This window comes from Thermococcus sp. AM4, from assembly GCF_000151205.2.
Taxonomy (GTDB): domain Archaea; phylum Methanobacteriota_B; class Thermococci; order Thermococcales; family Thermococcaceae; genus Thermococcus.
Genome location: NC_016051.1, coordinates 1,979,884 through 2,005,097 on the forward strand (window position 1 = coordinate 1,979,884; position 25,214 = coordinate 2,005,097).

General features: G+C 55.6%; 27 protein-coding genes. 19 read left to right on the forward strand and 8 right to left on the reverse strand.

Going from position 1 to position 25,214, the window contains the following annotated elements; all coding sequences use genetic code 11:
- Both TAM4_RS10960 and TAM4_RS10965 read right to left on the reverse strand, forming a co-directional pair.
- On the reverse strand, positions 1-1,002 hold the full coding sequence (locus TAM4_RS10960; protein ID WP_014123295.1) for a 2-hydroxyacid dehydrogenase: 1,002 nt from the start codon (positions 1,000-1,002) through the stop codon (positions 1-3).
- A gap of 46 nt (positions 1,003-1,048) precedes the next feature.
- A complete protein-coding gene (locus TAM4_RS10965) occupies positions 1,049-1,753 on the reverse strand; it encodes an HAD family hydrolase (protein ID WP_014123296.1) in 705 nt (234 codons plus the stop codon).
- Positions 1,754-1,906: 153 nt separating this feature from the next.
- Between TAM4_RS10965 and TAM4_RS10970 the strand changes: the two genes are divergently transcribed.
- The 4 genes from TAM4_RS10970 (at position 1,907) to TAM4_RS10985 (ending at position 4,954) form a co-directional block, all read left to right on the forward strand.
- Entirely contained in the window at positions 1,907-2,119 is a 213-nt protein-coding gene (locus TAM4_RS10970) for a hypothetical protein (protein ID WP_014123297.1), read from the forward strand.
- Positions 2,120-2,166: 47 nt separating this feature from the next.
- Positions 2,167-3,120: a radical SAM protein gene (locus tag TAM4_RS10975; protein ID WP_014123298.1), complete on the forward strand. Its 954-nt coding sequence runs from the start codon at positions 2,167-2,169 to the stop codon at positions 3,118-3,120.
- Positions 3,121-3,182: 62 nt separating this feature from the next.
- The gene (locus TAM4_RS10980; protein WP_014123299.1) at positions 3,183-4,064 is read left to right on the forward strand and encodes a P-loop NTPase; all 882 of its coding nucleotides are present in this window, start codon (positions 3,183-3,185) and stop codon (positions 4,062-4,064) included.
- Positions 4,064-4,954 (forward strand): P-loop NTPase, encoded by an 891-nt coding sequence (locus TAM4_RS10985; RefSeq protein WP_014123300.1) that lies wholly within the window; start codon positions 4,064-4,066, stop codon positions 4,952-4,954. Before TAM4_RS10980 ends, TAM4_RS10985 begins: the two co-directional genes overlap by 1 nt.
- On the opposite strand, the gene TAM4_RS10990 is transcribed toward TAM4_RS10985, so the two are convergent.
- Positions 4,955-5,293, reverse strand: coding sequence for a DUF134 domain-containing protein (locus TAM4_RS10990; protein ID WP_048150720.1), 339 nt, complete (start codon positions 5,291-5,293; stop codon positions 4,955-4,957).
- 251 nt (positions 5,294-5,544) lie between these two features.
- Between TAM4_RS10990 and TAM4_RS10995 the strand changes: the two genes are divergently transcribed.
- From TAM4_RS10995 to TAM4_RS11005, 3 genes are all read left to right on the forward strand, one after another.
- A complete protein-coding gene (locus TAM4_RS10995; RefSeq protein WP_014123302.1) occupies positions 5,545-6,549 on the forward strand; it encodes a hypothetical protein in 1,005 nt (334 codons plus the stop codon).
- Between the two features lie 66 nt (positions 6,550-6,615).
- Complete coding sequence (locus TAM4_RS11000) at positions 6,616-7,668, forward strand: winged helix-turn-helix transcriptional regulator (RefSeq protein ID WP_014123303.1); 1,053 nt, start codon at positions 6,616-6,618, stop codon at positions 7,666-7,668.
- 31 nt (positions 7,669-7,699) lie between these two features.
- Positions 7,700-8,383, forward strand: coding sequence for a metallophosphoesterase (locus tag TAM4_RS11005; protein WP_014123304.1), 684 nt, complete (start codon positions 7,700-7,702; stop codon positions 8,381-8,383).
- Positions 8,384-8,394: 11 nt separating this feature from the next.
- Here the strand turns inward: TAM4_RS11005 and TAM4_RS11010 are convergent, their stop codons facing one another.
- On the reverse strand, positions 8,395-8,697 hold the full coding sequence (locus TAM4_RS11010; protein ID WP_014123305.1) for a hypothetical protein: 303 nt from the start codon (positions 8,695-8,697) through the stop codon (positions 8,395-8,397).
- Positions 8,698-8,787: 90 nt separating this feature from the next.
- On the opposite strand from TAM4_RS11010, the gene TAM4_RS11015 reads away from it, so the two are divergent.
- Positions 8,788-11,658, forward strand: coding sequence for a DEAD/DEAH box helicase (locus TAM4_RS11015; protein WP_014123306.1), 2,871 nt, complete (start codon positions 8,788-8,790; stop codon positions 11,656-11,658).
- 17 nt (positions 11,659-11,675) lie between these two features.
- Positions 11,676-12,986 (forward strand): ATP-dependent helicase, encoded by a 1,311-nt coding sequence (locus tag TAM4_RS11925; protein ID WP_014123307.1) that lies wholly within the window; start codon positions 11,676-11,678, stop codon positions 12,984-12,986.
- Here the strand turns inward: TAM4_RS11925 and TAM4_RS11020 are convergent.
- On the reverse strand, positions 12,960-14,177 hold the full coding sequence (locus tag TAM4_RS11020; RefSeq protein WP_014123308.1) for a methionine adenosyltransferase: 1,218 nt from the start codon (positions 14,175-14,177) through the stop codon (positions 12,960-12,962). The two genes, TAM4_RS11925 and TAM4_RS11020, sit on opposite strands and share 27 nt — an antisense overlap.
- Before the next feature lie 289 nt (positions 14,178-14,466).
- Positions 14,467-15,933, reverse strand: coding sequence for a DHH family phosphoesterase (locus TAM4_RS11025; RefSeq protein ID WP_014123309.1), 1,467 nt, complete (start codon positions 15,931-15,933; stop codon positions 14,467-14,469).
- A 127-nt stretch (positions 15,934-16,060) separates the two neighbouring features.
- Between TAM4_RS11025 and TAM4_RS11030 the strand changes: the two genes are divergently transcribed.
- From TAM4_RS11030 to TAM4_RS11040, 3 genes are read left to right on the forward strand one after another with little or no spacing between them, the layout of a single operon-like run.
- Positions 16,061-17,713 carry a DUF2226 domain-containing protein gene (locus tag TAM4_RS11030; protein WP_014123310.1) on the forward strand — a complete coding sequence of 551 codons (1,653 nt, stop codon included), beginning with the start codon at positions 16,061-16,063 and terminating at the stop codon, positions 17,711-17,713.
- 47 nt (positions 17,714-17,760) lie between these two features.
- The gene (locus TAM4_RS11035) at positions 17,761-18,903 is read left to right on the forward strand and encodes a cation:proton antiporter (RefSeq protein ID WP_048150724.1); all 1,143 of its coding nucleotides are present in this window, start codon (positions 17,761-17,763) and stop codon (positions 18,901-18,903) included.
- Positions 18,904-18,952: 49 nt separating this feature from the next.
- Positions 18,953-19,426, forward strand: a complete 474-nt coding sequence (locus TAM4_RS11040) for a pyruvoyl-dependent arginine decarboxylase (RefSeq protein ID WP_014123312.1) — start codon at positions 18,953-18,955, stop codon at positions 19,424-19,426.
- Here TAM4_RS11040 and TAM4_RS11045 read toward each other — a convergent pair.
- On the reverse strand, positions 19,423-19,917 hold the full coding sequence (locus tag TAM4_RS11045; protein WP_014123313.1) for a hypothetical protein: 495 nt from the start codon (positions 19,915-19,917) through the stop codon (positions 19,423-19,425). The two genes, TAM4_RS11040 and TAM4_RS11045, sit on opposite strands and share 4 nt — an antisense overlap.
- Positions 19,918-20,005: 88 nt before the next feature.
- On the opposite strand from TAM4_RS11045, the gene speE reads away from it, so the two are divergent.
- From speE to TAM4_RS11065, 4 genes are read left to right on the forward strand one after another with little or no spacing between them, the layout of a single operon-like run.
- Positions 20,006-20,875 carry a polyamine aminopropyltransferase gene (gene speE, locus TAM4_RS11050; protein WP_014123314.1) on the forward strand — a complete coding sequence of 290 codons (870 nt, stop codon included), beginning with the start codon at positions 20,006-20,008 and terminating at the stop codon, positions 20,873-20,875.
- Complete coding sequence (locus TAM4_RS11055) at positions 20,872-21,747, forward strand: lysylphosphatidylglycerol synthase domain-containing protein (RefSeq protein WP_014123315.1); 876 nt, start codon at positions 20,872-20,874, stop codon at positions 21,745-21,747. The genes speE and TAM4_RS11055 overlap by 4 nt, the downstream gene beginning before the upstream one ends.
- 31 nt (positions 21,748-21,778) lie before the next feature.
- The gene (locus TAM4_RS11060) at positions 21,779-22,498 is read left to right on the forward strand and encodes a creatininase family protein (RefSeq protein WP_014123316.1); all 720 of its coding nucleotides are present in this window, start codon (positions 21,779-21,781) and stop codon (positions 22,496-22,498) included.
- Positions 22,495-23,136: a hypothetical protein gene (locus tag TAM4_RS11065; protein ID WP_014123317.1), complete on the forward strand. Its 642-nt coding sequence runs from the start codon at positions 22,495-22,497 to the stop codon at positions 23,134-23,136. Before TAM4_RS11060 ends, TAM4_RS11065 begins: the two co-directional genes overlap by 4 nt.
- Before the next feature lie 80 nt (positions 23,137-23,216).
- Here TAM4_RS11065 and TAM4_RS11070 read toward each other — a convergent pair whose 3' ends face one another.
- Positions 23,217-23,666, reverse strand: coding sequence for an archaeosortase/exosortase family protein (locus TAM4_RS11070; RefSeq protein WP_158306680.1), 450 nt, complete (start codon positions 23,664-23,666; stop codon positions 23,217-23,219).
- 138 nt (positions 23,667-23,804) lie between these two features.
- Here TAM4_RS11070 and TAM4_RS11075 point away from each other — a divergent pair, with 138 nt between their 5' ends.
- From TAM4_RS11075 to TAM4_RS11085, 3 genes are read left to right on the forward strand one after another with little or no spacing between them, the layout of a single operon-like run.
- The gene (locus TAM4_RS11075) at positions 23,805-24,230 is read left to right on the forward strand and encodes a hypothetical protein (RefSeq protein WP_014123319.1); all 426 of its coding nucleotides are present in this window, start codon (positions 23,805-23,807) and stop codon (positions 24,228-24,230) included.
- Positions 24,231-24,235: 5 nt separating this feature from the next.
- Positions 24,236-24,664 (forward strand): hypothetical protein, encoded by a 429-nt coding sequence (locus tag TAM4_RS11080; RefSeq protein WP_014123320.1) that lies wholly within the window; start codon positions 24,236-24,238, stop codon positions 24,662-24,664.
- Positions 24,661-25,107 (forward strand): hypothetical protein, encoded by a 447-nt coding sequence (locus tag TAM4_RS11085; protein WP_014123321.1) that lies wholly within the window; start codon positions 24,661-24,663, stop codon positions 25,105-25,107. The genes TAM4_RS11080 and TAM4_RS11085 overlap by 4 nt, the downstream gene beginning before the upstream one ends.
- Positions 25,108-25,214: the final 107 nt, after the last annotated feature.

Genomic DNA, 25,214 nt, shown 5'->3' on the forward strand with positions numbered 1-25,214 from the left:
TCAGAGCATCTTTACCTCTTCCGGAGGGCGAACCTTAAGGACTTCGCGGTTCACGAGCGTCTCCGGAACCTCACCGCGCAGAACGGCCAGAAGGTTTCTTACGGCCTGGAACCCCATGTCCTCCATAGCCTCCTTTGAGAGGCCGGCGTAGTGGGGCGTTAAAACAGTCTCCCACTCGTAGTCGAAAAGCTCGTGCTCCTGAACCGGCTCGTTCTCAAAGACGTCGGTCGCGTAGCCCTTCAGCTTACCATCTTTGAGGGCCTTAACGAGGGCCTCTTCATCGACGAGGGTTCCGCGCCCGATGTTCACCAGGTACTTGCCCTCAAGGAGCTCCAATCGCTCTTCGTTGATGATGTGGTAGGTTTCCTTCGTCGCTGGGAGAGCTAAAATCACTATGTCGCTCTCCCTCAGCACGTCGTCAAGGGGAAGGTACCTCGCACCAACTTCCTCCTCGATGTCTAACTTTCTCGAGCGCGACCAGTAGAGTATCTCCGTCCCCATCGCCTTCATTCTCCGCGCTATTGCCTTTCCTATCGCCCCCATACCGAGGATTCCAATCTTTTTGCCGTAAACCGTCTCGATGCCCTTGAAACCGCTCCAGACAGTCCTGTGGGAGTCCCACTTTCCAGCCCTTATGAACCTGTCGGCGTAGGCGATTTTTCTCAGAAGCGCTACCGTTAAGCCGACGGCGAACTCCGCTACCGCCTCGCTGAGAACGCCGGCCACTTTGGTGACGTAGATTCCCTTCTTGGTTGCAGTCTCGACGTCAACGTGGTCGTAGCCTGCTGAATGACAGCTTATGACCTTCAGCCTTTCAGCTTTCTCAAGGACTTCGCCGGGAACCGGGTTGAGCGGGGAAACTATCAGCCCGTCGTACTTCCCAATGACCTCTTTAAGCTCCTCAACGCTCGGGTAGAGGATAACGTCAACGTCCGCCCATTTCTTGAGTTCCTCAAGGGGTTTGCTCTTCATCTTGAAGAGGACGGCCACATTCGGCCTCATGATATCACCTTAAGATCTTCATCGAAAAGTTAAAAATAGTTTTTGGTCACTCTTCGAGCCCCTTAACGATGTCGAGAACGTCCTTCAGGCGGGAAACCACGAAGTCGCAGTTGCCCCACAGCTCTCTCTTCCCGCCGCTTGGATCGAGGAGAACGCTCACCATCCCCACGTTTTTGGCCCCGGTGCAGTCCTTCGCCGGGTTGTCCCCGACGTAGAGCGCTTCCTCCGGGCGGATTCCGGCCTTCTCAAGGGCGAGCTGAAACGGCCTCGGGTGGGGCTTGTAGAACCCCGCCTCCTCGCTCGTCGTTACGCTGTCAAAGAGCTCGTAGATGCCCAAAGCCTTCAGGTGGTGCTCTATGTAATCGTTGTCCGAATCCGTGATTATGCCCACGTGAAGGCCGAGCTCTTTGAGGGCCTTTATCGTCTCGACCGCGTCGGGAAAGAGCTCGCCGTGCCGCGCGTGCATCTCAAGGCTTATCTCCCAGAAGTCCTCCGGAACCGCGAAGCCGTGCCGTTCAGCAACGCGCCTGAGGGCTTCCGTGTCCACTTCCCTTATTTTCACGTAGGGTTTGCCGGCCAGCTCCTTAAAGAGGGCCGAGCTTTCCCCCTCGTACTCCTCCCAGATCGCCACGGGATCGAGATCCTCCCTTCCGCTTCTCCTGAGGACTTCCCTGATGATGTTAAGGTGGGTTCTGTTTTCTCCAGCCTTCGTTATGAGCGTGCCCACGAAGTCGAAGAACACAGCCTTCATGGCCTTCACCGATCGGCCTACGCTCCGTTCCTTAAAGGCCTTCCGTCACCGCGCCGGTTTTGGATCGAAATTTGATCGAGAATTTGGCATAAAGACGGAAAATCTTTAGAAAACGTTTTATTGGCGGTCTTCCTGCAATGGAGCGGTGGTGACATGGAGGCGATACTCCTCGTCTGGGGGGTTAGGGACGAGGTGCTGAGGAAGATCCCCGTTGAGGGGAGCTGGCTCTACGGAGAGTACGACTTCATAGCGAAGGTTGAATTTGAGGACGAGGCCGAGATGGAGAGCTTTGAGAGGTTCCTGCGCTCCCTCATTAACGGAAACACCTACAAGCTCCTACCGGTCATCGCGTCCTCTTCTCAGTGATTTCGTTAGGTTTATACGTTTTTAGGGCAACCTAATTCGGTGGTGGTATGATAGCCTTCGGTCCAGTTCCTTCAAGGAGGCTTGGCAGGAGCCTCGGTGTCAACAACATTCCCGACAAGGTCTGCAGCTACGCCTGCGTTTACTGCCAGATCGGCAGAACCCTCAGGATGGAGATAGAGAGGAGGCCCTTCTACGATCCCGTCATCATCTTTGAAGAGGTCAGCGAAAAGGTTGATGAAGCCCGCGAAAGGGGAGAGAGGATAGACTACATCACGTTCGTTCCGGACGGTGAGCCAACGCTCGATTCGAACCTCGGCGTCGAGGCGGAGCTCCTCCGCGATCTGGGCGTCCCCCTCGCAATACTGACCAACTCCTCCCTCCTCTGGCGCGAAGACGTTAGGAGCGACCTTCTTGCCTTTGATTTCGTCTCCCTCAAGCTCGATGCGGTAAGCGAACCCCTGTGGAGGAGGATAGACAGGCCCCACAAGGCGCTGGAACTCGACGAGATCTTAGAGGGAATGCTGGAGTTCCGGGAGTCGTTCGACGGCAGGCTCGTGACGGAGACGATGCTCATCGATGGAGTTGAGTACGGGGACGAGCTCGAAAGGATCGCCGAGTTCCTGTCCCGGCTTAACCCGGACGTTGCGTACATAGCGGTCCCCACCAGGCCGCCTGCCGAGCCATGGGTCCGGCCCGCGAGTGAAGAGACCATAAACCGGGCCTTCCAGATATTCGCGGGGGCGCTGGGAGAGGACAGAGTTGAGTACCTCATCGGCTACGAGGGCAACGCCTTCGCCTTCACGGGGAACGTGGAAGAGGACATACTGAGCATAACCTCTGTCCACCCCATGAGGGAAGACGCGCTTAAAGAGCTCCTCAGGAAGGCGAACGCCGATTGGAGCGTCGTTGAGAAGCTAATCAACGAGGGGAAGCTCATAGAGCTTGAGTACAACGGCAGGAGATTTTACATGAGAAAGCTGAGGAGCAGGGAGTTCCGCTGAGGGCTGTGCTTATGCACAAACCTTAAAAGCAATTCGGCTCCCCTAATTCCGGAGGTGAGAGCTTGCAGATAGCGGTTAGCGGAGGAAAAGGTGGCACGGGGAAATCAACAGTTGCGGTAAACCTCGCGGTCGCCCTTAAATCCCTTGGAACTGACCTTACAATGGCGGATCTCGACGTGGAGGCACCGAACGATCACCTTCTGCTCGGCGTTGAGCTGGCCAACGAAGAGCCGGTGAACCAGTTCATGCCGCGCTTTGATTACTCCAAGTGCACCAAGTGCAGGAAGTGCGCCGAGGTTTGCGAGGAGCACGCGATAATCACCCTGAAGGACGGAACGCCCTTCCTGATGCCGACCCTCTGCTCGGGCTGTCGGGCCTGCGAGATAGTCTGTCCGGTTCCGGGGGCAATACTCGAGGGCTCCAGGCTGATCGGCCACACCTACGTAACGGAAACGCCCTACGGCTTCACCCTCGTCACCGGGAAGCTGAGGGAAGGCGAGGAGCGCTCGATGCCCCTGGTCGTCGTTGCGAAGAGAAAAGCCCTTGAGATACAGCGGAGGAACGGTGGTCTTCTCCTCGTTGACACGGCCGCAGGAACCGGGAACACGGTTTCAAAGGCGATCGAGGGGTCAAAGCTCCTGATAGCGGTTACCGAGCCAACCCCGCTCGGAATCCACGACACGGAGCTCATACTGAAGCTCGGAAAGCTGATGGGCCTCAAGACCTGGGTCGTGATCAACCGCTCCGACCTCGGCGACGTCGGGAAGGTCAGGGAGATAGCTGAAAGCTATGGTGCTGAGGTCGTCGCGGAGATCCCATACAGCGAGGCCATAGTGAAAAGCTACGTCTCGGGAAGGCCCATCGTTTTAGAAGATGCCCCCGAGGCGAGGATCTTCCGCGAGTTAGCTGAGAAGGTGGCCGAATTCCTCGGAGGTGGTGAGTGATGCAGCTGGCCATTGCGAGCGGCAAGGGCGGCGTTGGAAAGAGCACGATAACGGCTTCGCTCCTCTACTTCCTAAAGGATAAATACAGGCTCATCGCGGTGGATGCAGATGCCGAAGCGCCGAACCTCGGCCTGCTCCTCGGCGTTGAGGAGTGGGAGGAGGAGAGGGAGCACATAGGTGCCAAGGTCGCCAGGATAAACCCCGAAAGCTGCATCCGCTGTGGGATCTGCTATGAAAGATGCCCCTACGAGAGCATCTACATCGACGAGGACGGCAACTACGTTGTCAACGAGCTCACCTGCGAGGGCTGCAACGTCTGCGGTTTAGTTTGTCCGGTTCCGGGCACTATAACCCTTGAGCAGGCCCGCTCTGGAGTCATCAGAAAGGCAACCACCAAGTACGGCTTTCCGATAATCTCGGCCCAGCTCGACGTCGGCAGGCCCGAGAGCGGCAAGCTCGTCACCGAGGAGAAGGAGTGGGCGAAGAAGCTTATGGAAGAGCTCAACCTGGAACACATGATCGTTGATTCGGCCGCCGGCATAGGCTGTCAGGTCATAGCGAGCCTCGGAGGGGCGGACGTTGCGATACTCATCGCCGAACCGACGCCGGCATCGCTCAGCGACGTTCAGCGTGCCTACAAGGTCGTCCAGCACTTCCGGGAGCCGGCTTACCTGATAATCAACAAGGCCGACCTGAACCCGGGCTTTACCGCCCTTAGGGAGTGGGCCGAGGCGGAGGGGATTCCGGTTATCGGCGAGGTCCCCTACGACAAAGCGATACCGAGGAGCATGGCGATGCTTAAACCTGTTGTCGAGGCCTTCCCCGACAGCCCTGCGAGCAAAGCGCTCAGGGAGATAGCCGAGAGAATAGCCCGGGAGATCCTTGGCTGATCACTCCTCCATTTTTGGGGCCTCGTTTCCCTGGGGGAGGATTACGAGTTCCCTTCCTTCCACTATCATCTGGGCGACCTTTTTTCTGGCCGAGCTGAGCGCTCTCCAGACGGTGCCCCTGGAAACGCCCATCCTCTTCCCAGCTTCCTCCTGGGTCAGTCCCTCGTAATCCACGAGCCTTAGGGCCTCGAACTCCTCGTAGCTCATGAATATGGGCGGTTTAGGGGGGACCATCGGTGGGAGGGCCGGGTAGAAGTGCTTGACCTGCGGAATGAAGCCGATCATCCTCATCTTCCTTCTCCTTCCCCGTCCCCTGCCCCATCCCATTCCTCCGGGCATCTCCTTCACCGCCTTTTTACGTTCATTCTCGCCGGCCTTTATGAACTTTATCGTGCCCCGGAGGGGATTCATGGAAAGGGACGGGAATCTGGGAGTTGGGGTAGTACGGGCTTAATATGCTCAATCCGTGTAATTGAAACGCCGTTCTGGGTATTTTGGGCAAATGGAACGATTTGAAACGTTTTTCCCTTCCCATTCCCGCCGCATCCCTCATATAGAACTTCCTCCAAACCCACAACAGGTGATGAGATATGATGGGGAAGCTGAAGGTGTGGTTCGTTATCATCCTGATAGTGCTTTCACTCGTTCCGGTCTACACTGTGACGGCCGAGAGCTCCGGCACCGACTCCAGTGTCGTCACGAACTCCACGCTGAACCAGAGTGCAAACGCCACCCGGGTTGCCGCGGAGGTAATGCTCAGAAACCTTGAGAGGCTTCAGAACTACACTGCCTCTCTGATCAACGGGACCGAGAACATCAGTGCCGAAACGATGGAGCTCTACGAGAGGGCCCTCAACCTCACGGACGAGGCCAGGACCCTTTACGCCGAGGGAAGATACAGGGAGTCCCTTCACACCGCGATACTGGCGATGAAGGCTTACAGAGACGTCATAAGGAGCGTAAGGTTCGGCATCGAACCCGAGCTGATGAGGGAAATGATCCGGATCAGGGCAGAGGTCATGAGGATGCACTGTTACTTCGGGCACGTCAGAATGCTCATCAGAGCTGCCGAGATGCACGGCCTGAACGTTTCCAACGTAACCGTGCTCCTGAACCAGACCCGCGCGGCCTATCTCAAGGTCCTCCGGGATCTGAGGACCAACGACACTGCCCTTGGTCCAGACCTCGAGCGTGCTAGGGAGCTCAGGAAACAGCTCGACATGGAGCTCGAGAGACTCCAGATGCAGTTCGCGATCAAGAAGGCCGACAGGATAGCGAGGGCCTTTGACTGGAGGCTTGAGATGATGATAAGGGCCCTCGAGAGGATGAGGAACGTTCCGGGCTTCAACACGACCGCCATCGACAACCTCACCCAGGAGCTCAACCAGCTCAGGATCAGGGTGGACCAGCTCGTCAGGGAGGGCAAGTACGTTGAGGCGCTCCACCTCATAAAGGAATCAACGCCCAAGCTCATCAGGAGTGCGGTGCACCTCAGGTGGATACACAAGGACCACAGGATATACTGGCCGGTGGAGCGGGATCACCGCAGGGGCTCTTTCCACTCCCACCACGAGAAGGGAGAGCGCGGCCACTGACCCTCTCTCATTTTTTGGGTTACGTTTTTAATCGTCGTCTGGATAGAGAGCTTTGAGGGATGAAGGATGAGGCTTAAAGCAGCTTTCATCGTCGCGCTCATGCTGGTGCTTTCCCTCGCAGCTTCCGCGGGGGCCCAGTCGGTCGTCTCGCTGTCCCTAAAGGTCTATGAGGACGGCTACGTTCTCGTAAACGAGACGGTATCGACCGTGAACTACAGCGTTGTCCTGGAGGTTCCCCTGCTAGGGAGCCACGTCGAGGGCCTTCTTGCGGTGGACCAGGACGGCAACGTCCTCCCCGCCGAGGTGAACGGAAGCAACGTCACGGTCTACTTCGGAAACGCCAGTCTGGTGAGGCTCTCCTACTACACCCCCGATCTAACCTCCAAGGACGGCCCGATATGGACAGTTTCCCTTCAGAGCCCCGTCCCCGTCGAGATAACCCTCCCCAGGAATTCGGTTATCGTTGATCTGAGCGACATCCCCCTTGAGATCAGGGGCAACGTGATAGTCATGCCCGCCGGAAACGTGAGCGTCTCTTACATAATACCCATGGAAACCACGACCACTACCACAACGACCACAACCACAGCGACCTCTCCCCCCACGACGACCTCCACAACGACTACAACTACCACCTCACCAGGTGGCGGTTCAGGCCCTACGTCCTCCACAACTACCACCTCAACGACTACCACCTCAACAACGACTTCCAGCACAACCACTACCACAACAACCACAACGACGACCTCAACGACCCCTGGTACTCAGGGGGGAGGCGGATCCGTGGGAACGTGGCTCCTGATCCCGATCCTGCTCATCGGCGTGGCCCTGGGGTATGCCTACATCAGGAGGAAGGAAGGGCATCGAAGTCAGAACCCGGAGGCCCTCAGGAAGTTCCGGGAGAAGATAGAGGCCATGGAGGATCTCAACGATGACGAGAGGGGTGCGCTGATATTCCTCCTCGAGAACGGCGGCAAGGCTCCGCAGTCCAAGGTCAGGGAAGCCCTCGGTCTGCCCAAGACAACGGCATGGAGAATGTTCAAGAGGCTCGAGGAGAGGGGGCTCGTCAGGGTTTACAAGCTGGGAAGGGAGAACTGGGTTGAGCTCGTGCTCGAGTGAAGGCTTTTAAATCCCCTTCCCACCTTTTTTCATGCGCGTTGAGCTCCTCCCCCAAAAGGCCTTGAGAATCGGGTCAACCCTGCTCGTTGCCGATCTTCACGTCGGCTTTGAGGCGGCCATGGCAGAGGAGGGAAACTACGTCCCAAGCCTTCTCCGAAAGATGGTGGCGGATCTGAGATCTCTGCTGCTCGCCGGGAAGTTTCGGAGGCTCGTGATAAACGGCGACCTCAAGCACTCCTTCGTCCCGGTCAGACGGGAAAGGCGGGAGCTCAGGGCGTTCTTTGAAGGGATCGAGGGGCTCGTGGATGAGATAATCCTCGTCAGGGGCAACCACGACGTGGGGATAACCTGGCTCCGGGAGCTGGGAGTTGAGATAGTCGATTCCCTTGAGCTGGCCGGGTGGACGGTCCTCCACGGACACAGGCTCGAGGAGGGCGAGCGCTTCATCATAGGCCACGAGCATCCTGCGATAAGGCTGAGGGACGAGGTTGGGGCGAGCGTTAAGGTTCCCATCTTCCTGAGGGGTGACGAGCTGATAGTCCTCCCCGCCTTCAGCCCCTGGGCCTACGGAAACGACGTAACAAGGGAGATAGTTTCCCCCTTCCTGAGAAAGTTCGAGACGGACTCGATGAGAGTCATAGTCCCCCTTGAGAACGAGCTCCTCGATTTCGGCGAGCTAGGAAAACTGAAGAAAACGCTGAGGGCCCTATTGTAGCATTTCGCCCTCTACTGCCCGATCTCGAGCTTTGGTTTCTTCCCGAGCCTGTATCTCACGACATAGCGGCCGTGCTCGAACTCGTCTTCCTCTGCCTCAAGGACCTCGACCGGCTCAAGCTCAAGGCCCAAATCCATCGCCTCCCACTTGATGTCGTCGAAGTAGTCGTACAGCCCGCAGGTGGCGCAGAAGGAGCCCTCGAACTCTATGATGGCCTCGTCTCCCTCGAGCTTTAGAATCCTCGCTCTGGCCTCGCTGCCGTGAAGGCGGTTGAACTCATCGAGAACCTTCCTGAGCTTCTCCTCGACCTCCATTCTCCCACCGGATTTAGTTCGCCAAGCTCACTTAAAAAGTTTGCTTAACCAACCGAATAGTTTAAAAACCGAAAGTGCAACGGGTGGCCGATGGCGGAGAAAAGGATAAGGTGGGCGAGAAAAGAGTATTCGGACGAGGAGATATTCTCAATCCTCAGCGAGCCGGTTAGGGAGTGGTTCAGGCGAAAGTTCGGGAGCTTCACGCCCCCACAGCGCTACGCGGTTATGGAGATTCACAAAGGCGAGAACGTTCTCATCTCCTCGCCGACCGGCTCTGGAAAAACGCTCTCCGCTTTCCTCTCGGCTATAAACGAGCTGATTCTCCTCGGGAAGGAGGGCAAACTCGAGGATAAAATCTACGTCCTCTACGTCTCACCGTTGAGAGCTCTCAATAACGATATAAAGCGCAACCTGGAGGGGCCCTTGGCCGAAATCAAGGAAGTGGCAAAGGAGCTCGGCTACGATTTGCCCGAAATTCGCGTCGGCATAAGGACGAGCGACACGTCGAGCTACGAGAAGAGCAAGATGGTGAAGAAACCTCCCCACATTCTGATAACCACCCCGGAGAGCCTTGCGATAGCTCTAAACGCCCCCAAGTTCCGCGAGAGACTGAAGACGGTTAAGTACCTTATCATAGACGAGGTTCATGCTTTGGCCGAGAACAAACGCGGTTCTCACCTGGCTTTGAGCGTTGAGAGACTTCAGGAGATGGCCGAGGAGAGGTTCGTGAGAATCGGCCTCAGTGCGACGATACACCCGCTCGAGGAGATAGCGAAGTTCGTCTTCGGCTTCGATGACGACGGGGAGCCGAGGCCAGGTCTCATCGTTGACGTAAGCTTCGCCAAGCAGACCGAAATAAAGGTCGAGAGCGTCGTCGAGGACCTAATCTACACTCCTGCCGGAGCGCTGAGCGAGGCGCTCTACAGGAGACTGGCAGAGCTTATCAGGGAGCACAGGACGACGCTGATATTCACCAACACGAGGAGCGGTGCCGAGAGGGTTGCCTTCAACCTGAAGAAGCGCTATCCCGAGTTTGAAGGCCTAATAGAGGCGCACCACTCAAGCCTGTCGCGCGAGGTTAGGCTGGACGTTGAGGAGAAGCTGAAGAGGGGCGAGTTAAAAGCAGTAGTGTGCGTTCCGGGTCATTCCAAAATTATTACCTCCAGAGGCATTAGAAGAATTGACGGTCTTAGTGTAGATGAGGAAATCGTGGGAGTTAAAGAATCAAGGAGTCGTTTTGTTGAGTTTGGGGGAACTCACAGAATCGAATACAACTCGACTGGTGTCAAGCTTAAGACAAGGCTCGGCTTTGAAGTTGAAGCCACACGAGAACATAAGTTCCTGACGATAAAGGATGGAAAGCTCACCTGGGTTGAGGTTGAGAAGCTTAAACCGGGTGATTACGTTGGAGTTCTGCGCAGGTTGCCAAGTCCTGATGAAGAAGTTCCCATTTTTGAAATCCTCCCGGACTCCGCATACCTGCACCTTCGAACTGAATTTCTAAGGGAGCTGAAGAAGAACATTCAGACTAAATTCTGTTCAATTAACGCTTTTGCAAGAAAGCTAGGCATGAGTGGAAGCTACTTATCGAAGCAACTCCTAGGGGAGTATCCATTTAGGTGGAGCAAACTAAAAGTAGTCCTCCAGGAAGTTGGAATGACCCTTGACGAAAGCGACGTGGTGAGGATAACTTCCGACAAAAACAGCTATGAATTGCCGAAGAGGTTCACACCTGGGCTGGCTCGATTGCTCGGTTTCTGGATTGCCGATGGTTCGTGGAAAGATGGCACGGTAACGCTGTTCTCCAGCGATTTGGACATGCTTAAGCATTATGCCAAGCTCGCCAAAGAGGAGCTCGGAATCGAGGGGAGCATAAGAAAGCAAAACGAGAATACATACTCTCTTGAGCTTTCCTTTAACGTTCTTTTTCACATGTTCAGAGAGTTCGTTGGGAATGGGGGCAAGAAATCCCTCAACGGCAGATTTCCAGAGATACTCTACCGCCTTCCAAAGGAGCACAAAGCTCAGTTTCTCTCGGGATATTTCGATGGTGATGGATACCTTGAGATAAAAGAAGGCAAGCGAGTGTATTCAGCGGGCTTCGCTACGTTCAACCCCGAGTTCGCCGAGGGGATACGAAATCTCTTGCTTCAGCTCGGAATCGTTGCCTCCATCAGGAGAAGACATTATAATGAACGGCAATTCTTTAGGGGCAGGGAGATAAGAAAGACCGGGACGTCTTACACTGTTGCTATCTTGGGAGGAGAGTACCTCAGGAAATTTGCGGAACTAGTTGAACCTTGGCGCCCAGGGCTTAGAAAGATAAAGGAAATCCCTGTGGAAGGATACTCCAACCATGATGTAATCCCAGGAATCGGCAAACGCCTGAGGAAGCTTCGAGAAACTCTTGGCATTACCTCGTACATGCTTCAAAAGGCTGGCTTTTATAATCCTGTGAAAGTCGAACTCGGAACCCGTGAAATCAGCAGAAGAAACTTGGTGAAACTCCTCAATTTTTATGAGAGAGTTGCAGGAGAGGGGAAGGTGGAAGGCGTAATCCCCGAAATCGAGGAGCTTAGAAAACTCGCTGAGGGAGACGTTTTCTTTGATAGAATTGAATCCGTTGAATCTGTTTTCATCGCCGATGCCTATGGCATATTGAACTCCAAAACAGGGAACTACGTTGTCAATGGCTTCGTCTCAAAAAACAGCTCAACGAGCCTTGAGCTCGGGATAGACATTGGAACGATTGACTTAGTTGTTCTAATCGGCTCGCCGAAGAGCGTGAATCGCGCTTTACAGAGAATAGGGAGGGCCGGCCACAGGCTACACGAGGTCAGCAAGGGAGTTATTTTGGCTCTCGATAGAGATGACCTGGTCGAGGTCACCGTTCTGGCGCACAACGCGAGGAACAGGCGCTTAGACCGCGTCAGAATTCCAAAGAACCGCTCGACGTCTTAACTCAACACCTCCTCGGAATGGCCCTGAACAGAGTATGGGAGGTTGATGAAGCTTACCGCGTCATCAGAAGGGCCTATCCCTTCAGGGATTTGCCCTTCGAGGACTTCATGAGTGTTTTGAGGTACTTGGCCGGAGAATATGCCGGACTGGAGGAGCGGAAGGTTTACGCCAAGATATGGCTGGAGGACGGGAAGTTCGGAAAGCGCGGAAAGATGACGAGGGCGATTTACTACATGAACGTCGGCACGATTCCCGATGAGGCCAAAATCAGGGTTTACACAATGGACAAAAAGCTAATAGGCACAGTTGAGGAGGAGTTCGCCGAGAGGCTGATGCCCGGCGACATCTTCGTCTTAGCTGGAAGAACCTACGAGTTCGTCAAGAGCCGTGGAAACAAGCTCTACGTCATCCCGCGCGAAGGTGCTAAGCCGACTATTCCGGCGTGGTTCTCGGAGATGTTGCCTTTAAGCTTCGATTTAGCGGTGGATATTCAGCGCTTCAGGAGGGAGGTTAAGAGCTTACTCAACAGGAAGGACGCCGTTAAAAGGTTGATGAGGAAATACGGGATAGATGAAAAGGCCTCGCGCGCCATAATCGCTTACTTCCGCGAGCAGGCGAGGTATTCAATAGTTCCGGATGACGAGACGGTCCTTGTTGAGTTCGTTCCCGGAAAGCGGAACCGCTACTTCTTCCACACGCTCATAGGGAGGCGCGCCAACGATGCTTTAAGCAGGGCCTTCGCCTACCTCGTGAGCAAGAAAAAGAACTGCAACGTCGGGATAGCGATAAACGACAACGGCTTCGCTTTGCTCCTTCCGCCGGAGGTTGAGCTGAGCGAGAAGGAGGTGATGGAGCTTTTCGAGGTTGATGACCTGAGGGAAACGCTGAAGAGAGCCTTGGACAACACCGAGCTGTTGAAGAGGCGCTTCCGCCACGTCGCCAACCGCGGGTTGCTAATTTTGAGGCGCTACGTCGGGAGGAGCAAGAGGCTCGGCAGGCAACAGGTCATGGCGGTCTCGCTACTCAAGGTGCTCAAGGAGAACTATCCCGACTTCCCGCTCCTGAAGGAGGTCTACCGCGAGATTATGGAAGACAAGATGGACGTGGAAAACGCGGAGTCCTTCCTGAGCTGGGTCCGCGAGGGGAAGATAAGGGTGGTCTTCCAGAGGAACGCCGTTCCCAGTCCCTTCGCCTTCAACCTTGAGGCAATAGGCTCGAGCGACGTGGTTCTGATGGAAGACAGGAGGGAGCTGATTAAAGCTCTCCACAGAAAAATAATGGCGATGATAAAGGAAACGCAATCAGAAGACGTTGAGCTTGTCGTCTAAGATCATCTTCTGGATCTTCGTTATGTCCGCGAGCCAGGCATCGGCTATGTCGTAGGCCGGCTTCTGGAGGACGTCTATGGAGTAGCCCTTCTTCGGGATTATCTGTATGCTCGCGACGAGGGGCTCGTCGATGGGCTTTCCTATCTGGCTCAGTATCCTGACGTAGACCTCCTGCACGCCCTCGACCTGCTCCGCTATGTCGTTGGCGATGAGCATCGAGAGGAGGTTGTAGATCTTTCCGACGTGGGAAACTGGGTTCTTTCCGGCCGCGGCTTCCATGCTCATGTGCCTGTTCGGGGTGATGAGACCGTTGACGCGGTTTCCTCTGCCAACGCTGCCGTCGTCTCCGGCTTCCGCGCTCGTTCCGGTAACGGTTATGTAGTAGATGCCGTTCTTCGGGTCGTCGGCGGTGTTCACGAATATCTTGGTCGGCCTCTGGGTGTGCTCCTCAACTATGCCCTTTGCCGCCTCGTAGATCTCCTCCTTAACGGCCATGTAGTCGTCCGGGTTCGAGACCTCGCTGTCCACTATGGCCGCGGCTATGGTGAGGTCGATCTCGTCGCCCTTTCTGAGGCCCATGACCTTTATGTCCTCACCAACGGCCGGGCACTTCTTCTTGAACTCGTCGCTGTTGAGCAGCTTTTCGGTCTCTAGGACTATCCTCTCGGTCTCGCTGAGCGGGGCGTAGCCAACTCCAAAGGAAGTGTCGTTCGCGAGCGGAATCGGGTTCTCCTTGGCCTTGTTGAAAACGCCGACGAGGTCAACGCTTCCCTGCCCTATGCGGGAGTCGATGATGACGTGGTTCTCGATGTCGAGGTGCCTCACGGCCTTTCTGAGGTAGTCCTTTGCCGCTTTAATCGCGACCTGGTGAACGGGGAACTCCTCCCTGTCAACGAGCTCAACGGCCCTTCCAGAGAGGAGGATGTAGATCGGCTTGATGACCTCACCGCCGCCGAACTGGGGGTAGGCCCTACCGCCAACGACTTCAACCTGGTCGGTGTTGTGGTGGAGTATGATGCCGTACCTCTTTATGTACTCCCTGCTTAGAGCCCTGCTGACGGCCTCGGCTATGCCGTCGGCTATGCTGTCCGGGTGGCCTATTCCCTTTCTCTCGACCAGCTCAACCTTCTGCATTTCAACGGGGGTTCTAACGAGCTCCTCGACGACTATGTTCCTGACTTTCTCAACCATGAGCGTCACCACCTTTTCTTTTAGCAGACCCCGGTCTGAGGGAACTTTTATATAATTTTCGGCATGAAGAACCGGGAGTGATATTCCCGACGGTTATAACCGCGAAAACCTTAAAATTTTCCCCGAAGAATTTTCTTCGACGGTCCCGCCCGGTTGGCCCGCCGGACGGAGTGAGCTTTCGCTCCCGATGAGGTCCCGTGGACGATGCCGGGCGGACAGGGCTTGGCCTCCGGACCGCCGGAGGAAGCCGAGGGCGATCGATGAAGGCGGGGGATCAGCCAAGCCCACATCAGCCCTGCTCCTTTATCTTGAGCGCCTCCAGGAACTTCTCGGTTATGGCCTCCTCCGCCAGCTTTAGAAGGGAGTTCTTGTCCTTTGCGAGCTTGAACAGGCCGAGGGGAATTCTCGCTCCTCCCATCGTCGCGTGACCGCCCCCGCTCCCTATCTCTCCAAAGGCTTCTTTCATGACCGCCCCTATGTTCACCCTCACGTCCCTCGTCCTGGCGGACATCTCTATGTAGTCGTCGACTATTCCGAAGACGAGGACAGTGCTTATACCCTCCAGCCTGAGGAGGAAATCGGCCGATTCGGCCAAGGCGTCCCTGTTCCTTATGAACCCGACGTTGGATATAACCACGTTCTTGTAGGACTTCCTGTTGAGTATCGCCCTCGCCAGTATCTCCGCCGTTTCGGTTGAGATGTCCGGGTGCTCTATCCTGTCCAGGAGCTCGTGGTTAACCTTTCCCGCTAAGAACTCAACGGCCTTCAGGTCGACCTGGCTGAGCTGGGAGAACTTCTTCGTGTCGGTGTATATGCCGTAGAAGAGGGCCGTGGCGAGTGTCTCGGAGAGGGGTATGTTGAGGGCCTTTATGTACTCGGTGAGGATCGAGGCAGACGCCTTAACGTCCTCCCTTATGTCCACGAAGGCGTCTCTGGGAATGAGCTCGTGGAGGTGCTGGAAGATCTGGTGGTGGTCTATCAGGATCTGTATCTTCTCCCTGTCCTCGGGTTCGAGAACCGTCAGGTTTCCATTCGGCTGGGCGTCGACTATCGCTATCGCGCTGTGCTTTCTTATCTCGTAGGAGCCCTTTGAAACGCGCCTCAGGTTTATTCCGAGAAGGTTCACGAAGGCCTGGTTCTCGTGGTGGGTTATCTCGCCCCCGTGTGCTATGGTGGTTTTCAGGCCGACGCTCTGGGCTATGAGGGACAGCGCGACTGCGGACGAGATGGCATCGGGGTCGGGGTTGTTGTGGGTGAGTATCAGAAGGGAGTCGGTTTTCTCTTTTATTTCCTTGAGCTTCTTGAAGAGCATGAGGGCGTTCTTTTTCTCGCCGAGCTGGAAGAGCGTCCTGAGGAAGGCCTCGGTTATGGCCTTCTGGGGGTAGATGCCGTAGTCTATCCTCACCTCCTTCTCGAACTCCTCGAGGATTATGTCCTCCATCGTCTCCTTTGGCATGTCGTCGGGCAGGAGTGCCACTATCGGGACGTCTTTGTTGTTGGTCCTTATGACGTAGATGGTCTTCTTCACGGCCTCAAGGTTTCTCGTGGTTATCACGACGACGTTGGCCTTGTCAACGCCCGCCTTCAGAAGGGTTGCGGTGTAGGAAAAATCCCCCTGAACGACGTTAAAACCGCTCTCCTCAAGGGATTTCGCGCGGAGCTCGTCCTTCTCCACTATCGTGATTTCAAACTCTCCCTTAAGGGCTTCCGCGATCTGTCTGCCTATGCTCCCTCCTCCGAGGATCAGGATGCGCATGATCATCACCTGTGAGCAACAACGTTTAAATAGATACGTTCCCATAAATTGGGAGGGATGCACCGCCCGTATTATCCTGTTTGGGATATATATAGCTGTCGCCCATAAACAATCAGATGGTGAGATCATGAAGCTGCCTGACACAAGGCCCCTTAAGGAAAACGTTGTCGTGATATCTCCCTCGGATTTGGCCCAGGAAGTCAAGAGCGCGGCTTCCCAGTCTGGAGGGGCGTTCCTGAAGGTCTTCGGTAAAAAGGGCAACTCCAAGTACTACTTTACGATACTCTTCGACAGGACCAAGGTTCTGGCCGCCGAGGGACAGGACCTCGAATCCGGGGCCCAGATAATCGGCGAAGACGCGATAAACCTCTTCCGGGAGCTCATGGGCAATCCGATGGTCGTTGACGTCTATTCCCTCGATGAGATCGGTGTCAAGCTCTCGATAGCCGAAAACCTTGACATCTACTCAAAAACTCCCAAGGTAACGATAGAGGAGCTCTTCGGAGGGGCGCCGGCAAGGGTCGAAAAGCCGGTTCCGGAAGAAAAGCCCAAGCCCGCGCCGAAACCCGCGGAGAAACCCGTCGAAAAGCCCGAGACGGTTCAGGAGAAGCCCAAGCAGAAGCCCGGTGAAGTCGAGATAGTCATTGAAATCCCCGGCGGAGGGGTCCTTGAGGAGGCCCTGAAGGAGTACACGAAGCACCTGATCTCAGAGGCTAAGAGGATCAGAACCCTTCAGATAAACAAGGTCGTTTACTCCGGTGAGCTCACCGAGGGTGTCGTTTACCTCAACGTCCACATATACGGCCACAGCGAGGGGCAGATGAGGGAAGTTGCCGAGAAGAGAATGCTCCACGCGATAAGCAAGTACGCCCCCGTTATACTCAGGATAGCGGACATAAAGCCCATCCTCAAGGAGATAAAGGTCATCCTCGACGGAAAGGAAGTGGCCCCGCAGGAGATCGTGGAGAAGGACAAGAAGAAGGTCGGCAAGATCGACAGGGAGGGCAGGTTAACTTTGGCGGTTCTCGAGGACGTCTGGCCCTACTTCAGCGCCATGGTGAGGACGGTTGTCGGCGAGATAGAGCGCCAGGGAATAGCCGTCAAGGCCGCCACCTTCGACGTTCCGGGCAGGAAGGAGTTCGAGGTGAACGCGAAGCTCGTCGTCGAGACGTCACTCCCCGAGGACCAGGCCACGAGGATAATCAGGGACATCATCACGAAGCACACGAAGGAACTTGGAAGGACGTTGAAGAGGTACATGACTGTTCGCAACGTTGAGGTGGACTTCATAAAGAAGGCCGAGACCGCAAAGCCATCCGCAAAGGTGCCGGCAACAGGTAAGGCGGCCGAAATCCTCCAGAGAAAGGCGGAGATAGAGAAGGAAGTCGAAAAGCTGCTCCAGCAGGCGGGTGTGGAGGAGCTGGCCTTCCTGACGGAGGAGAAGAAGCGCGAAAGCGAGAAGGCCCTTCTGAGGAGCAGAATAGAGCCGGCTATGGAAGAGCTCAAGAACAGGCTCCACACCGAGCTCAAGCTCATTCCGAGGGTTACGTTCAAGTGGCTCAAGCTCAACTGGGACGCCAAGGGAACGACCGTCTACGTGGACATCGAGGCATCTTTCATGAAGGAGGAGATAGGCGGCCTCTTCGGCTCGTTCTCAGGGGTGAACGAGGACAGGATCAAGCAGGACGTCAGGGAAACGATACTCCGCGTGATCAGGGACATACAGAAGGAGTACGGCATCAAGATCAGCCTCAACAAGTTCAACGTTATCGTTAGGTGACCTCAAAATTTTTAAGTTTTCCTAACTTCTTTATCCGGGTGCTGGTAATGCAGATCATCGGGTACGTGCTCGTCATCATAGCCCTGGGCAGGTTTTTGGCTGAACTCTTCGAGAGGATAGGCTACCCGGGGATAGTTGGCGAGATAACTGCCGGTCTTCTCCTCGGCTACTTCCTCAGGAACGTTCCGGTTAGCGAGATGGATCTCCTGGCCGAGTTCGGAATATTTTTCCTCATGATCCTCGCGGGCCTTGAGATAACCGCTGAGGAGCTCCGCATGGGCGGCAAAAAGGCCCTTCCCGTTTACCTAGTGACGCTCGCGGTTATGTTCTTCATAACCCTGCCCTTCACCGGCTACTCTGTGTCCACCGGAAACGTCCTCGCGGCCGCGATCCTTGCAGTTGCCAGCGCCCCCATAGTCGTCCGGATAAAGCGCTTCTTCGGTGAGGACTACCTCCACGTGGCCCTCTCGTACGCCATAATAAGCGAGGTTGCCATACTCGTTCTCGTGTACATACTCGCCAACTTCAAGGAGGCCCACGATCCGGCGGATCTCGCGATAACGGTCGTGAAGCAGGTTCTCTTCATAGGCGGCGTGCTCTACCTCAACTACAAGATCGGAATACAGCACAAGGTCTGGCTGGTAACTCAGCTCAGGCGCCTCAGGAGCGACGAGGCCGTCTTCGGGGCCTTCATGATCTTCGCGGCAACGCTCGGCTTTATAAGCGAGGAAGTTGGAATGCACTTCACGATAGGTGCCTTCCTGGCCGGTTTGATACTCCACAGCGATCTGGTGGGAACGAGGCAGTACGAGAGGCTTGAGACGATCCTGAGCGGCGTTACCTACGGCATCTTCGCCCCGATATTCTTCGCCTGGCGCGGGATGAACTTCAGGGCTGAGGTTACCCTCGCGACGGTTTACTTCTTCCTGGCCATCTACTTCGTCCGCTTCCTCCTGACCGTCGTTCTGACGTGGGACGGAAGGCTCGTCAGCTCAATTGCCAAAGCCACAGGGCTTGTGAGCTTTGGGATCCTTGGCCTGCTCGTCTCGGACCTCGGAAACTCCTACGGCGTCTTAACCGGCGAGCTCTACTCGATATCGGCTTTGACGTCCATCGGGGGCATTTTCCTCGCGGCAACGATCGGCAGGGGCCTTTCCCTCCTCCGCCGTTCGGGTGGGAAAGGTTTATAAGTCCCGCGATGAGGGAACGGGTAGCTGTAAAGTGAGATGGGTGGTTAAGATGAGCTGGATGACGCCCAAGAGGGCTTTCATGGGTGCTGCTGCCGCAGAAGGAGGAACGAAGCTCAACGCTTTCGATAACGCCCTTCTAAAGCTCGGCATAGGGAACGTTAATCTAGTCAAGCTCAGCAGCGTTATACCCGCCCACATAGAATGGATCGAGAAGGTCCACGACGTTCCGATAGGGATGCTCCTCCCGACGGTTTACGCGCACATCGAGAGCGACGAGCCTGGGATGACGATAAGCGCTGCGCTCGGCGTCGGCATAAGCGAGGGCAACCAAGGCGGCCTGATCTACGAGTATTCCGGCTACTGCACGAAGGAAGAGGCCGAAGAAATGGTCAGGAAAATGGTCGAGGAAGGCTTCGCAGTTCGCGGCTGGAAGCTCAAAGAGTTCAAGGCAGTCTCAGCCGAGATAACTGTCAAGGAAAAGCCCGCCGCCGTTGTTGCTGCTGTCGTCATGTTCCCCTACTAAAGCCGCTCCATGTCTATGAGGACGAACTCGTCCGCCTTTCTTTTTTCGAAGGTCATCCTGTACCTGGCTTCCCCCTTCGAGGCTAAAACCTCGACGTAACCGCTGTTCTCCCCGCCCATCACGTTCATCCATATGACGTTGTAGCCCCTCCTCTGGAGGAAGGTCTTGAGGACCCCTTTGATCGTAACCCCGGGTTCTAGCCTTTTACCCTCACCCCTGCCTTTGAGGAACGCCCACAGATCCAGAAACGCCTTCCTGGGGTTTGAACCCTCGACCGGCATCATGAACAAGACCGAGTTCCCCTCCCTCAGGAGGATCCAGTGGGACGAGCCGGAAAAGACCGTCACCGTGAGCTCAACACTCGGATCATCGCTTTCCAGAACGATCTCGCCGACGAGATGGGGGATCCCGTACCTCAGACCGTCTTCTATCTCCCCGGCGAGGGATTTGATCCTCTGAAAGAGCTCTTTCCTGATTTTGATTTCACTCATCACTCGGGTTTGCGGGCGGTGTTTTATAAACTTTGTTCCGCCCAGATAGGTTTAAAACCCCGAGGTTAAGCTAAACGTGGTGGTGAGCATGGGATTCAACGAGATGGAGGGTGCCTTCATCGAATGGTACCCGAGGGGCTACGGTGTGGCTTTCAAGGTCAAGAGGAGGCTCTTCGCGATTCAGACAGACTACCAGAGGCTCGAGATCTATGAAACCGAGGGATTTGGAAAGCTTCTGGTTCTCGATGACACCGTTCAGCTCGTGGAGGTTGGGGAGGAGAGCTACCACGAGGCGCTCGTTCATCCGGTTATGCTCGCGCACCCGAACCCCAGGAGGGTTCTCGTCATAGGTGGTGGGGACGGAGGAACCCTGAGGGAAGTCCTCAGGCACGAGACCGTCGAAAAGGCCACGATGGTTGAGATCGACGAGGGGGTCGTTGAGGCTTCCTACCTTTACCTCGACGTTGCGAAGGATCTCCTCGAACGCCTCATAAAGGGCGAGGAGGAGAGGGCCGAGCTCATAATCGGGGACGGCGTGAAGTACCTCAGAGAAACCGACGAGCGCTTTGACGTCATAATCGTCGATTCAACCGATCCCGTCGGCCCGGCGAAGCTCCTCTTTTCCGAGGAGTTCTACCGCTCGGCCTACGAGAAGCTCAACGAAAGGGGCCTCTACGTCACCCAGGCCGGTAGCGTCTACCTCTTCACCAACGAGCTCCTCGATGCATACAGGGCGATGAAGAAGGTCTTCGACAGGGTTTACTACTTCAGCTTCCCCGTCATCGGCTACGCCTCGCCCTGGAGCTTCCTCGTCGGTGTGAAGGGTGACGTCGATTTCACCAGGATAGACGTCGAGAGGGCCAGCAAGCTGGACCTCTACTACTACGATCCTGAGAGGCACGAGACCCTCTTCCAGATGCCCCGCTACGTAAGGAAACTCCTGGAGGACGGGAAGTGAAGCTCAACAGGAGGTACTTTTCCCTCTTCCTTACTCTTTTCCTCGGCCTCTTTCTCGCCTACAGGGTGAGGAAGGAGCTGAGTTCCATCGACTGGTCGAGGATTGACCCCTCATGCTTTCCGGCAGTCTTCCTTTTCGGGGTTCTGGCGTTCCTCGCCTACACCGCGATATGGTACTTCCTGCTGTCATCGATCAGGGAGGTCTCCTTCAAAAGACTGCTCGAACTCAACCTCGTCGGGAGCTACCTCTCGATGACCCTCAACTCCGCCCTCGGCGGGATTGTGAAGGCCAGGTACGCCCTCCCCAACTGGTGGCAGTCGGTGGGAGTTATTGCCCTGGCAACCGCTTTGGAGATTCTCCCCGGTGGCGTGGTGGCGGTGATATCTGGCGATCTCGTGGTCCTCCCGGCCCTTCTCTTCCTGCTCTGGGCCGTCGTTCACGAGGACTCCGTTTATCCCCTCGTGGCGTTCCCCTTCCGGCTTTTAGGAAAGGAGGAGTGGATACGGAACTTCTACCTCGGCTGGAAGAGGGCCAAGCTCAATAGGAGTGCCTTCCTCAGGGCCGTTGCCGTTGCCCCGCTCCAGTCCCTGTTCCTGGCCCTCGCCCTCGTTGCCACCGGTGGGGCCTTTGGGGTACGGGTTCCGATTGGGAAAGGGCTCATTGCAGTGGCTTACTCAACGGTTCTTGGGGGTGTTTTCGGAACGCCCGGGGGGATCGGGGGGAACGAACTCGGCGTTATCCTCGCCATCGGAGACGTTTCCGCGGCTGCAACGATGGCCTTCGTGTACAAGTTCTTCACCCAGTACGTTTTTGCTATCATCGGGGCGGTTCCATTCTACCGGGTTCTGAGGGAGAACGGAAAATCCTTATAGGCACCTTTTCCAATTCCCTCAGGTGATAATCGTGAGGGTGGAGGAGCTGAGCTGGCCCGAGTTCGATAGAATCAAGGACAAGCTTGTCGCGGTTATACTGCCTGTGGGTAGCGTTGAGGCCCACGGCAGGCACCTGCCCCTCGGAACTGACGTCTTCGCTCCGGTGAGGATAGCCGAGCTGGTTGAGCAAAAGATCAGGGAGAGGGGAAAGGAAGTCCTTCTCATGCCCCCAATCTGGTACGGGCACAGCTTTGCCCTGAACGTTTACCCCGGCACGATCAACGTCCGGCCCGAGTCTCTTAGGATGTACGTCGGTGATGTGCTCGCGGAACTCGCGGCCGAAGGCTTCAGGAGGATAGTCCTTCTCAACGGGCACGGCGGGAACGTCTATCCCCTCACGGAGGCCGCGGAGGACGTGGCAGAGCTTTACCCCGACGTCGAGGTTTACCTCATCAACTGGTGGCTCGACTTCAGGGAGGAGATCCTCTCGGTGTGCTCCAGCCAGGGGCATGCCGGGGAGGACGAGACATCCGTCATGCTGGCGGTGAGGCCCGAGCTCGTTAACATGCGCGAGGCCCGGGGAAGGAAGGTTAAGAGAAATGTCAGGGTGATAAGGAAGGATATAGGAAAGGAGGTATTTCCCGACGGTCTCAACGACGACCCCTCGCCGGCGACCGCCGAGAAGGGGGAGAGAATACTCCAGCTGGTGTCGGAGAGGATAGCCCGCGTGATCCTTGGTGAAGAGGAATGAGCGTCCCGGGAGAAGTCCTGGATGAGCTCGAGAAGAGGATAAAGCGACTTCAGGCGGTTATAGAGATAGCCGAGAGTGTTCCCTCTCCCGAGGTGAGGCCCGTTCCAAAACCCCCTTCCTCTTTCTCGGTGTACCTGTGGATGAGCGCCGCGTGGTTCATCGGCGGGTTGCTCATCATATATTTCCTCCGCTCCAGGTACGGGGGAACCCTAAGCAACGCTCCAACGGGCGTTTCTCTGGCGGTGTACGCCATACTGGCTTTAGGCGTCGTTGTTCTGCTCGTCGCTTACTATCTCTCCCGGAGAAGGGAGGAGGGGGAGGTTTTTGACATCGATGAGAGGGCGAGGGCGGCGAGGCGTCTCCTCAAGGAGTTCTACCTTCCGCTCAAGGAGGCCTTCAAATGGGGCGATGAGGAAGCGATCCGCGCCCTGGCCGACAGGCTCCTCGAGGATCCCCTCCTGGCCAGGGCTATGGAGATTCTCCGCGAGGGCGATCCAAAGCTCTGCGCCTACGCGCTGTACCTCTACGTTTCGAGGGAGAGCGTTGGGGAGGATGAGATAAAGGAAGCCCTTGAGAGGCTGGACAACAAACCCCTCCGCAGGCTTTTAAGCGCACTGCTGGAAGGCCAAAGGATTTAAGTTTCCTTTTCCTATCCTCGATCGCCCTCCCCTCTCACGCCTCCGGGAGGAGTGACCGGGGGACGGTCGGGGAGGGCACATCACGTCTTTTCCCGTATAAACAGGATAAAACCAATAGCCGCGAGAAAGCTTGCGTAGGCTGTTACGTCATGGGCTATGAACATTGAACAGTTGTGCTCAAGGAGCACAAACATAACGGCTATCCTCAGTCCATCGAACAGGGCCATTATGAGAAACGACACCGGAAGCAGGATCAGATCCTTCAATCCCCTCCAGGTAAGGGCAAAGTATGCAACCACGAGCCCGAACACCGGGGCTGGGGTGCATAGATAGACAACTTCAACGGAGATCCCGTTCCCGTATATTGTGCCGTCGACAAGGCTTACGCCCTTCACGGGCGTCAGGATCAAAAACGCCACCCGGGCAACGAGGGTGATCAGATAGTTTTCTATGGGCTTGAACAAAACTGAGAGCCCAACCGCTCCGATTAGCAGTAGGATGATCGTTCTCGTAAACTGCTTTGGGGACACTTTGGCCGCCATGTCACATGTTATTCACTTGAGGAATTAAATGTTTCGAAGGGGTGCTGTTTTCAAATCAAAAACGTTATATATTTTGCAGGAAACACTTTAAGTTGAAAGTTCATTGAGGTATGGATGGTGGGAACAATGAACAGAACTGTGCTGGTGGGACTGCTTTTCGCGGTGCTCTTTCTTGCTCCCCTGGTCATTGCGGATGAGCTCAACGCGATTGAGATCAAGGTCTACAACGTCAACACGAACCACGTCTACTTTGACAAGGTGGTTCCCAGGGACAGGCCGTACCATACGGTTATTCATTTTGTAGATGGATCAACGCAGTACAACATTGATCTGACCTACGATCCCCATCCCTCCCATGTGGTCTCCAACACCCGCTGTATAGGGAATGTATGTAACGTTACAGTGGTGGACAGAGGCGGTTTCACTCAGGTTGACAACATCGGCATAAGGATGAGCCCAACCCATGCGGACTTCGGCACAAAGGCTTCCCTTCCTTCCGGATTGGTGATAGCACTTGGGGTTCTGCTCACTATATCGGTCCTGCGGAGGTGAATCGAATGAGAAAACTGCTCTCGTTTCTGATTGCGGGTTTTCTGATCTGCGGGGTTGCTTTCGTGGTGGCAGGGGATCTCAATGCCATCGAGATCAAAGTATACAACGGGAATACCGTATACCTCGACAAGATTATCCCGAAGGATCAGACGTTCCACACGGTTCTGCACGTGGATACTGACTCCACCCACTACATCATAGATCTGACGTACGATCCCTCGGCTGGAAACTCGATCTCGGAGGTCTGTCATGATAACTTCTGCAACCTGACTGTGAGGGCGGGGCCAAATGCCCATGACTTCCTCGGCGATGTCAATATAGAGTTCATACCCACCCACGCTGACTTCGGCACAAAGGCTCCCGTTCCTCTCGGGTCGATCGGTGCGATGGCCCTGTTGCTGGCGGCACTTCTTTTAAGGAGGGGACGGCCATGAGGGTCTCCGGCCTTAGGGCAGTACTCGCTATCTTGATTATCCTGCTCGCAGGACTTCCTCCAGTTATCGCTGCGGACTTCAGGTCCGTTGAGATCAAGGTCTACAACGTCAACACGAACCACGTCTACTTTGACAAGATAATCCCCAAGGATCAGCCTTACCACGTGGTTCTCAACGTGGAGGGAGACACCTACGACATAACATACGACCCCTCTAAGAGTGGGGGTAGCACTCACTACAGCTGTGTAGACAGCTCGTGCACGATTACGATCGTGGCAGGAGTTAAGGAGGGACATCCAACCTCCAGCCAAAACGGACCCATCAAGGTTATCTTTATCCCGAGCAACAAGTCCCCTGGGGGCTCTACCAAAGCCCCGATACCGGCAGGTGTTTACTGGGCCGTTCTTGGAATCCTCATAGTGGCCATCTACAGAAGGGGTTGATAGATCTCTCACCCATTTTCTGCACAATTCATGACTCAAGCGCAATCCCCAAAAACCTTATAAGCTAACTTCCCAATTCTGGCCGATGCTTATGAGGGGGGAGTGTT

Bases quoted from the DNA above. Each gene is read 5' to 3' on its own strand.
- TAM4_RS10960 (WP_014123295.1), bottom strand. From the start codon at position 1,002: ATGAGGCCGAATGTGGCCGTCCTCTTCAAGATGAAGAGCAAACCCCTT.
- TAM4_RS10965 (WP_014123296.1), bottom strand. From the start codon at position 1,753: ATGAAGGCTGTGTTCTTCGACTTCGTGGGCACGCTCATAACGAAGGCT.
- TAM4_RS10970 (WP_014123297.1), top strand. From the start codon at position 1,907: ATGGAGGCGATACTCCTCGTCTGGGGGGTTAGGGACGAGGTGCTGAGG.
- TAM4_RS10975 (WP_014123298.1), top strand. From the start codon at position 2,167: ATGATAGCCTTCGGTCCAGTTCCTTCAAGGAGGCTTGGCAGGAGCCTC.
- TAM4_RS10985 (WP_014123300.1), top strand. From the start codon at position 4,064: ATGCAGCTGGCCATTGCGAGCGGCAAGGGCGGCGTTGGAAAGAGCACG.
- TAM4_RS10990 (WP_048150720.1), bottom strand. From the start codon at position 5,293: ATGCCCGGAGGAATGGGATGGGGCAGGGGACGGGGAAGGAGAAGGAAG.
- TAM4_RS10995 (WP_014123302.1), top strand. From the start codon at position 5,545: ATGATGGGGAAGCTGAAGGTGTGGTTCGTTATCATCCTGATAGTGCTT.
- TAM4_RS11000 (WP_014123303.1), top strand. From the start codon at position 6,616: ATGAGGCTTAAAGCAGCTTTCATCGTCGCGCTCATGCTGGTGCTTTCC.
- TAM4_RS11005 (WP_014123304.1), top strand. From the start codon at position 7,700: ATGCGCGTTGAGCTCCTCCCCCAAAAGGCCTTGAGAATCGGGTCAACC.
- TAM4_RS11010 (WP_014123305.1), bottom strand. From the start codon at position 8,697: ATGGAGGTCGAGGAGAAGCTCAGGAAGGTTCTCGATGAGTTCAACCGC.
- TAM4_RS11015 (WP_014123306.1), top strand. From the start codon at position 8,788: ATGGCGGAGAAAAGGATAAGGTGGGCGAGAAAAGAGTATTCGGACGAG.
- TAM4_RS11925 (WP_014123307.1), top strand. From the start codon at position 11,676: ATGGCCCTGAACAGAGTATGGGAGGTTGATGAAGCTTACCGCGTCATC.
- TAM4_RS11020 (WP_014123308.1), bottom strand. From the start codon at position 14,177: ATGGTTGAGAAAGTCAGGAACATAGTCGTCGAGGAGCTCGTTAGAACC.
- TAM4_RS11025 (WP_014123309.1), bottom strand. From the start codon at position 15,933: ATGCGCATCCTGATCCTCGGAGGAGGGAGCATAGGCAGACAGATCGCG.
- TAM4_RS11030 (WP_014123310.1), top strand. From the start codon at position 16,061: ATGAAGCTGCCTGACACAAGGCCCCTTAAGGAAAACGTTGTCGTGATA.
- TAM4_RS11035 (WP_048150724.1), top strand. From the start codon at position 17,761: ATGCAGATCATCGGGTACGTGCTCGTCATCATAGCCCTGGGCAGGTTT.
- TAM4_RS11040 (WP_014123312.1), top strand. From the start codon at position 18,953: ATGAGCTGGATGACGCCCAAGAGGGCTTTCATGGGTGCTGCTGCCGCA.
- TAM4_RS11045 (WP_014123313.1), bottom strand. From the start codon at position 19,917: ATGAGTGAAATCAAAATCAGGAAAGAGCTCTTTCAGAGGATCAAATCC.
- speE (WP_014123314.1), top strand. From the start codon at position 20,006: ATGGGATTCAACGAGATGGAGGGTGCCTTCATCGAATGGTACCCGAGG.
- TAM4_RS11065 (WP_014123317.1), top strand. From the start codon at position 22,495: ATGAGCGTCCCGGGAGAAGTCCTGGATGAGCTCGAGAAGAGGATAAAG.
- TAM4_RS11075 (WP_014123319.1), top strand. From the start codon at position 23,805: ATGAACAGAACTGTGCTGGTGGGACTGCTTTTCGCGGTGCTCTTTCTT.
- TAM4_RS11080 (WP_014123320.1), top strand. From the start codon at position 24,236: ATGAGAAAACTGCTCTCGTTTCTGATTGCGGGTTTTCTGATCTGCGGG.
- TAM4_RS11085 (WP_014123321.1), top strand. From the start codon at position 24,661: ATGAGGGTCTCCGGCCTTAGGGCAGTACTCGCTATCTTGATTATCCTG.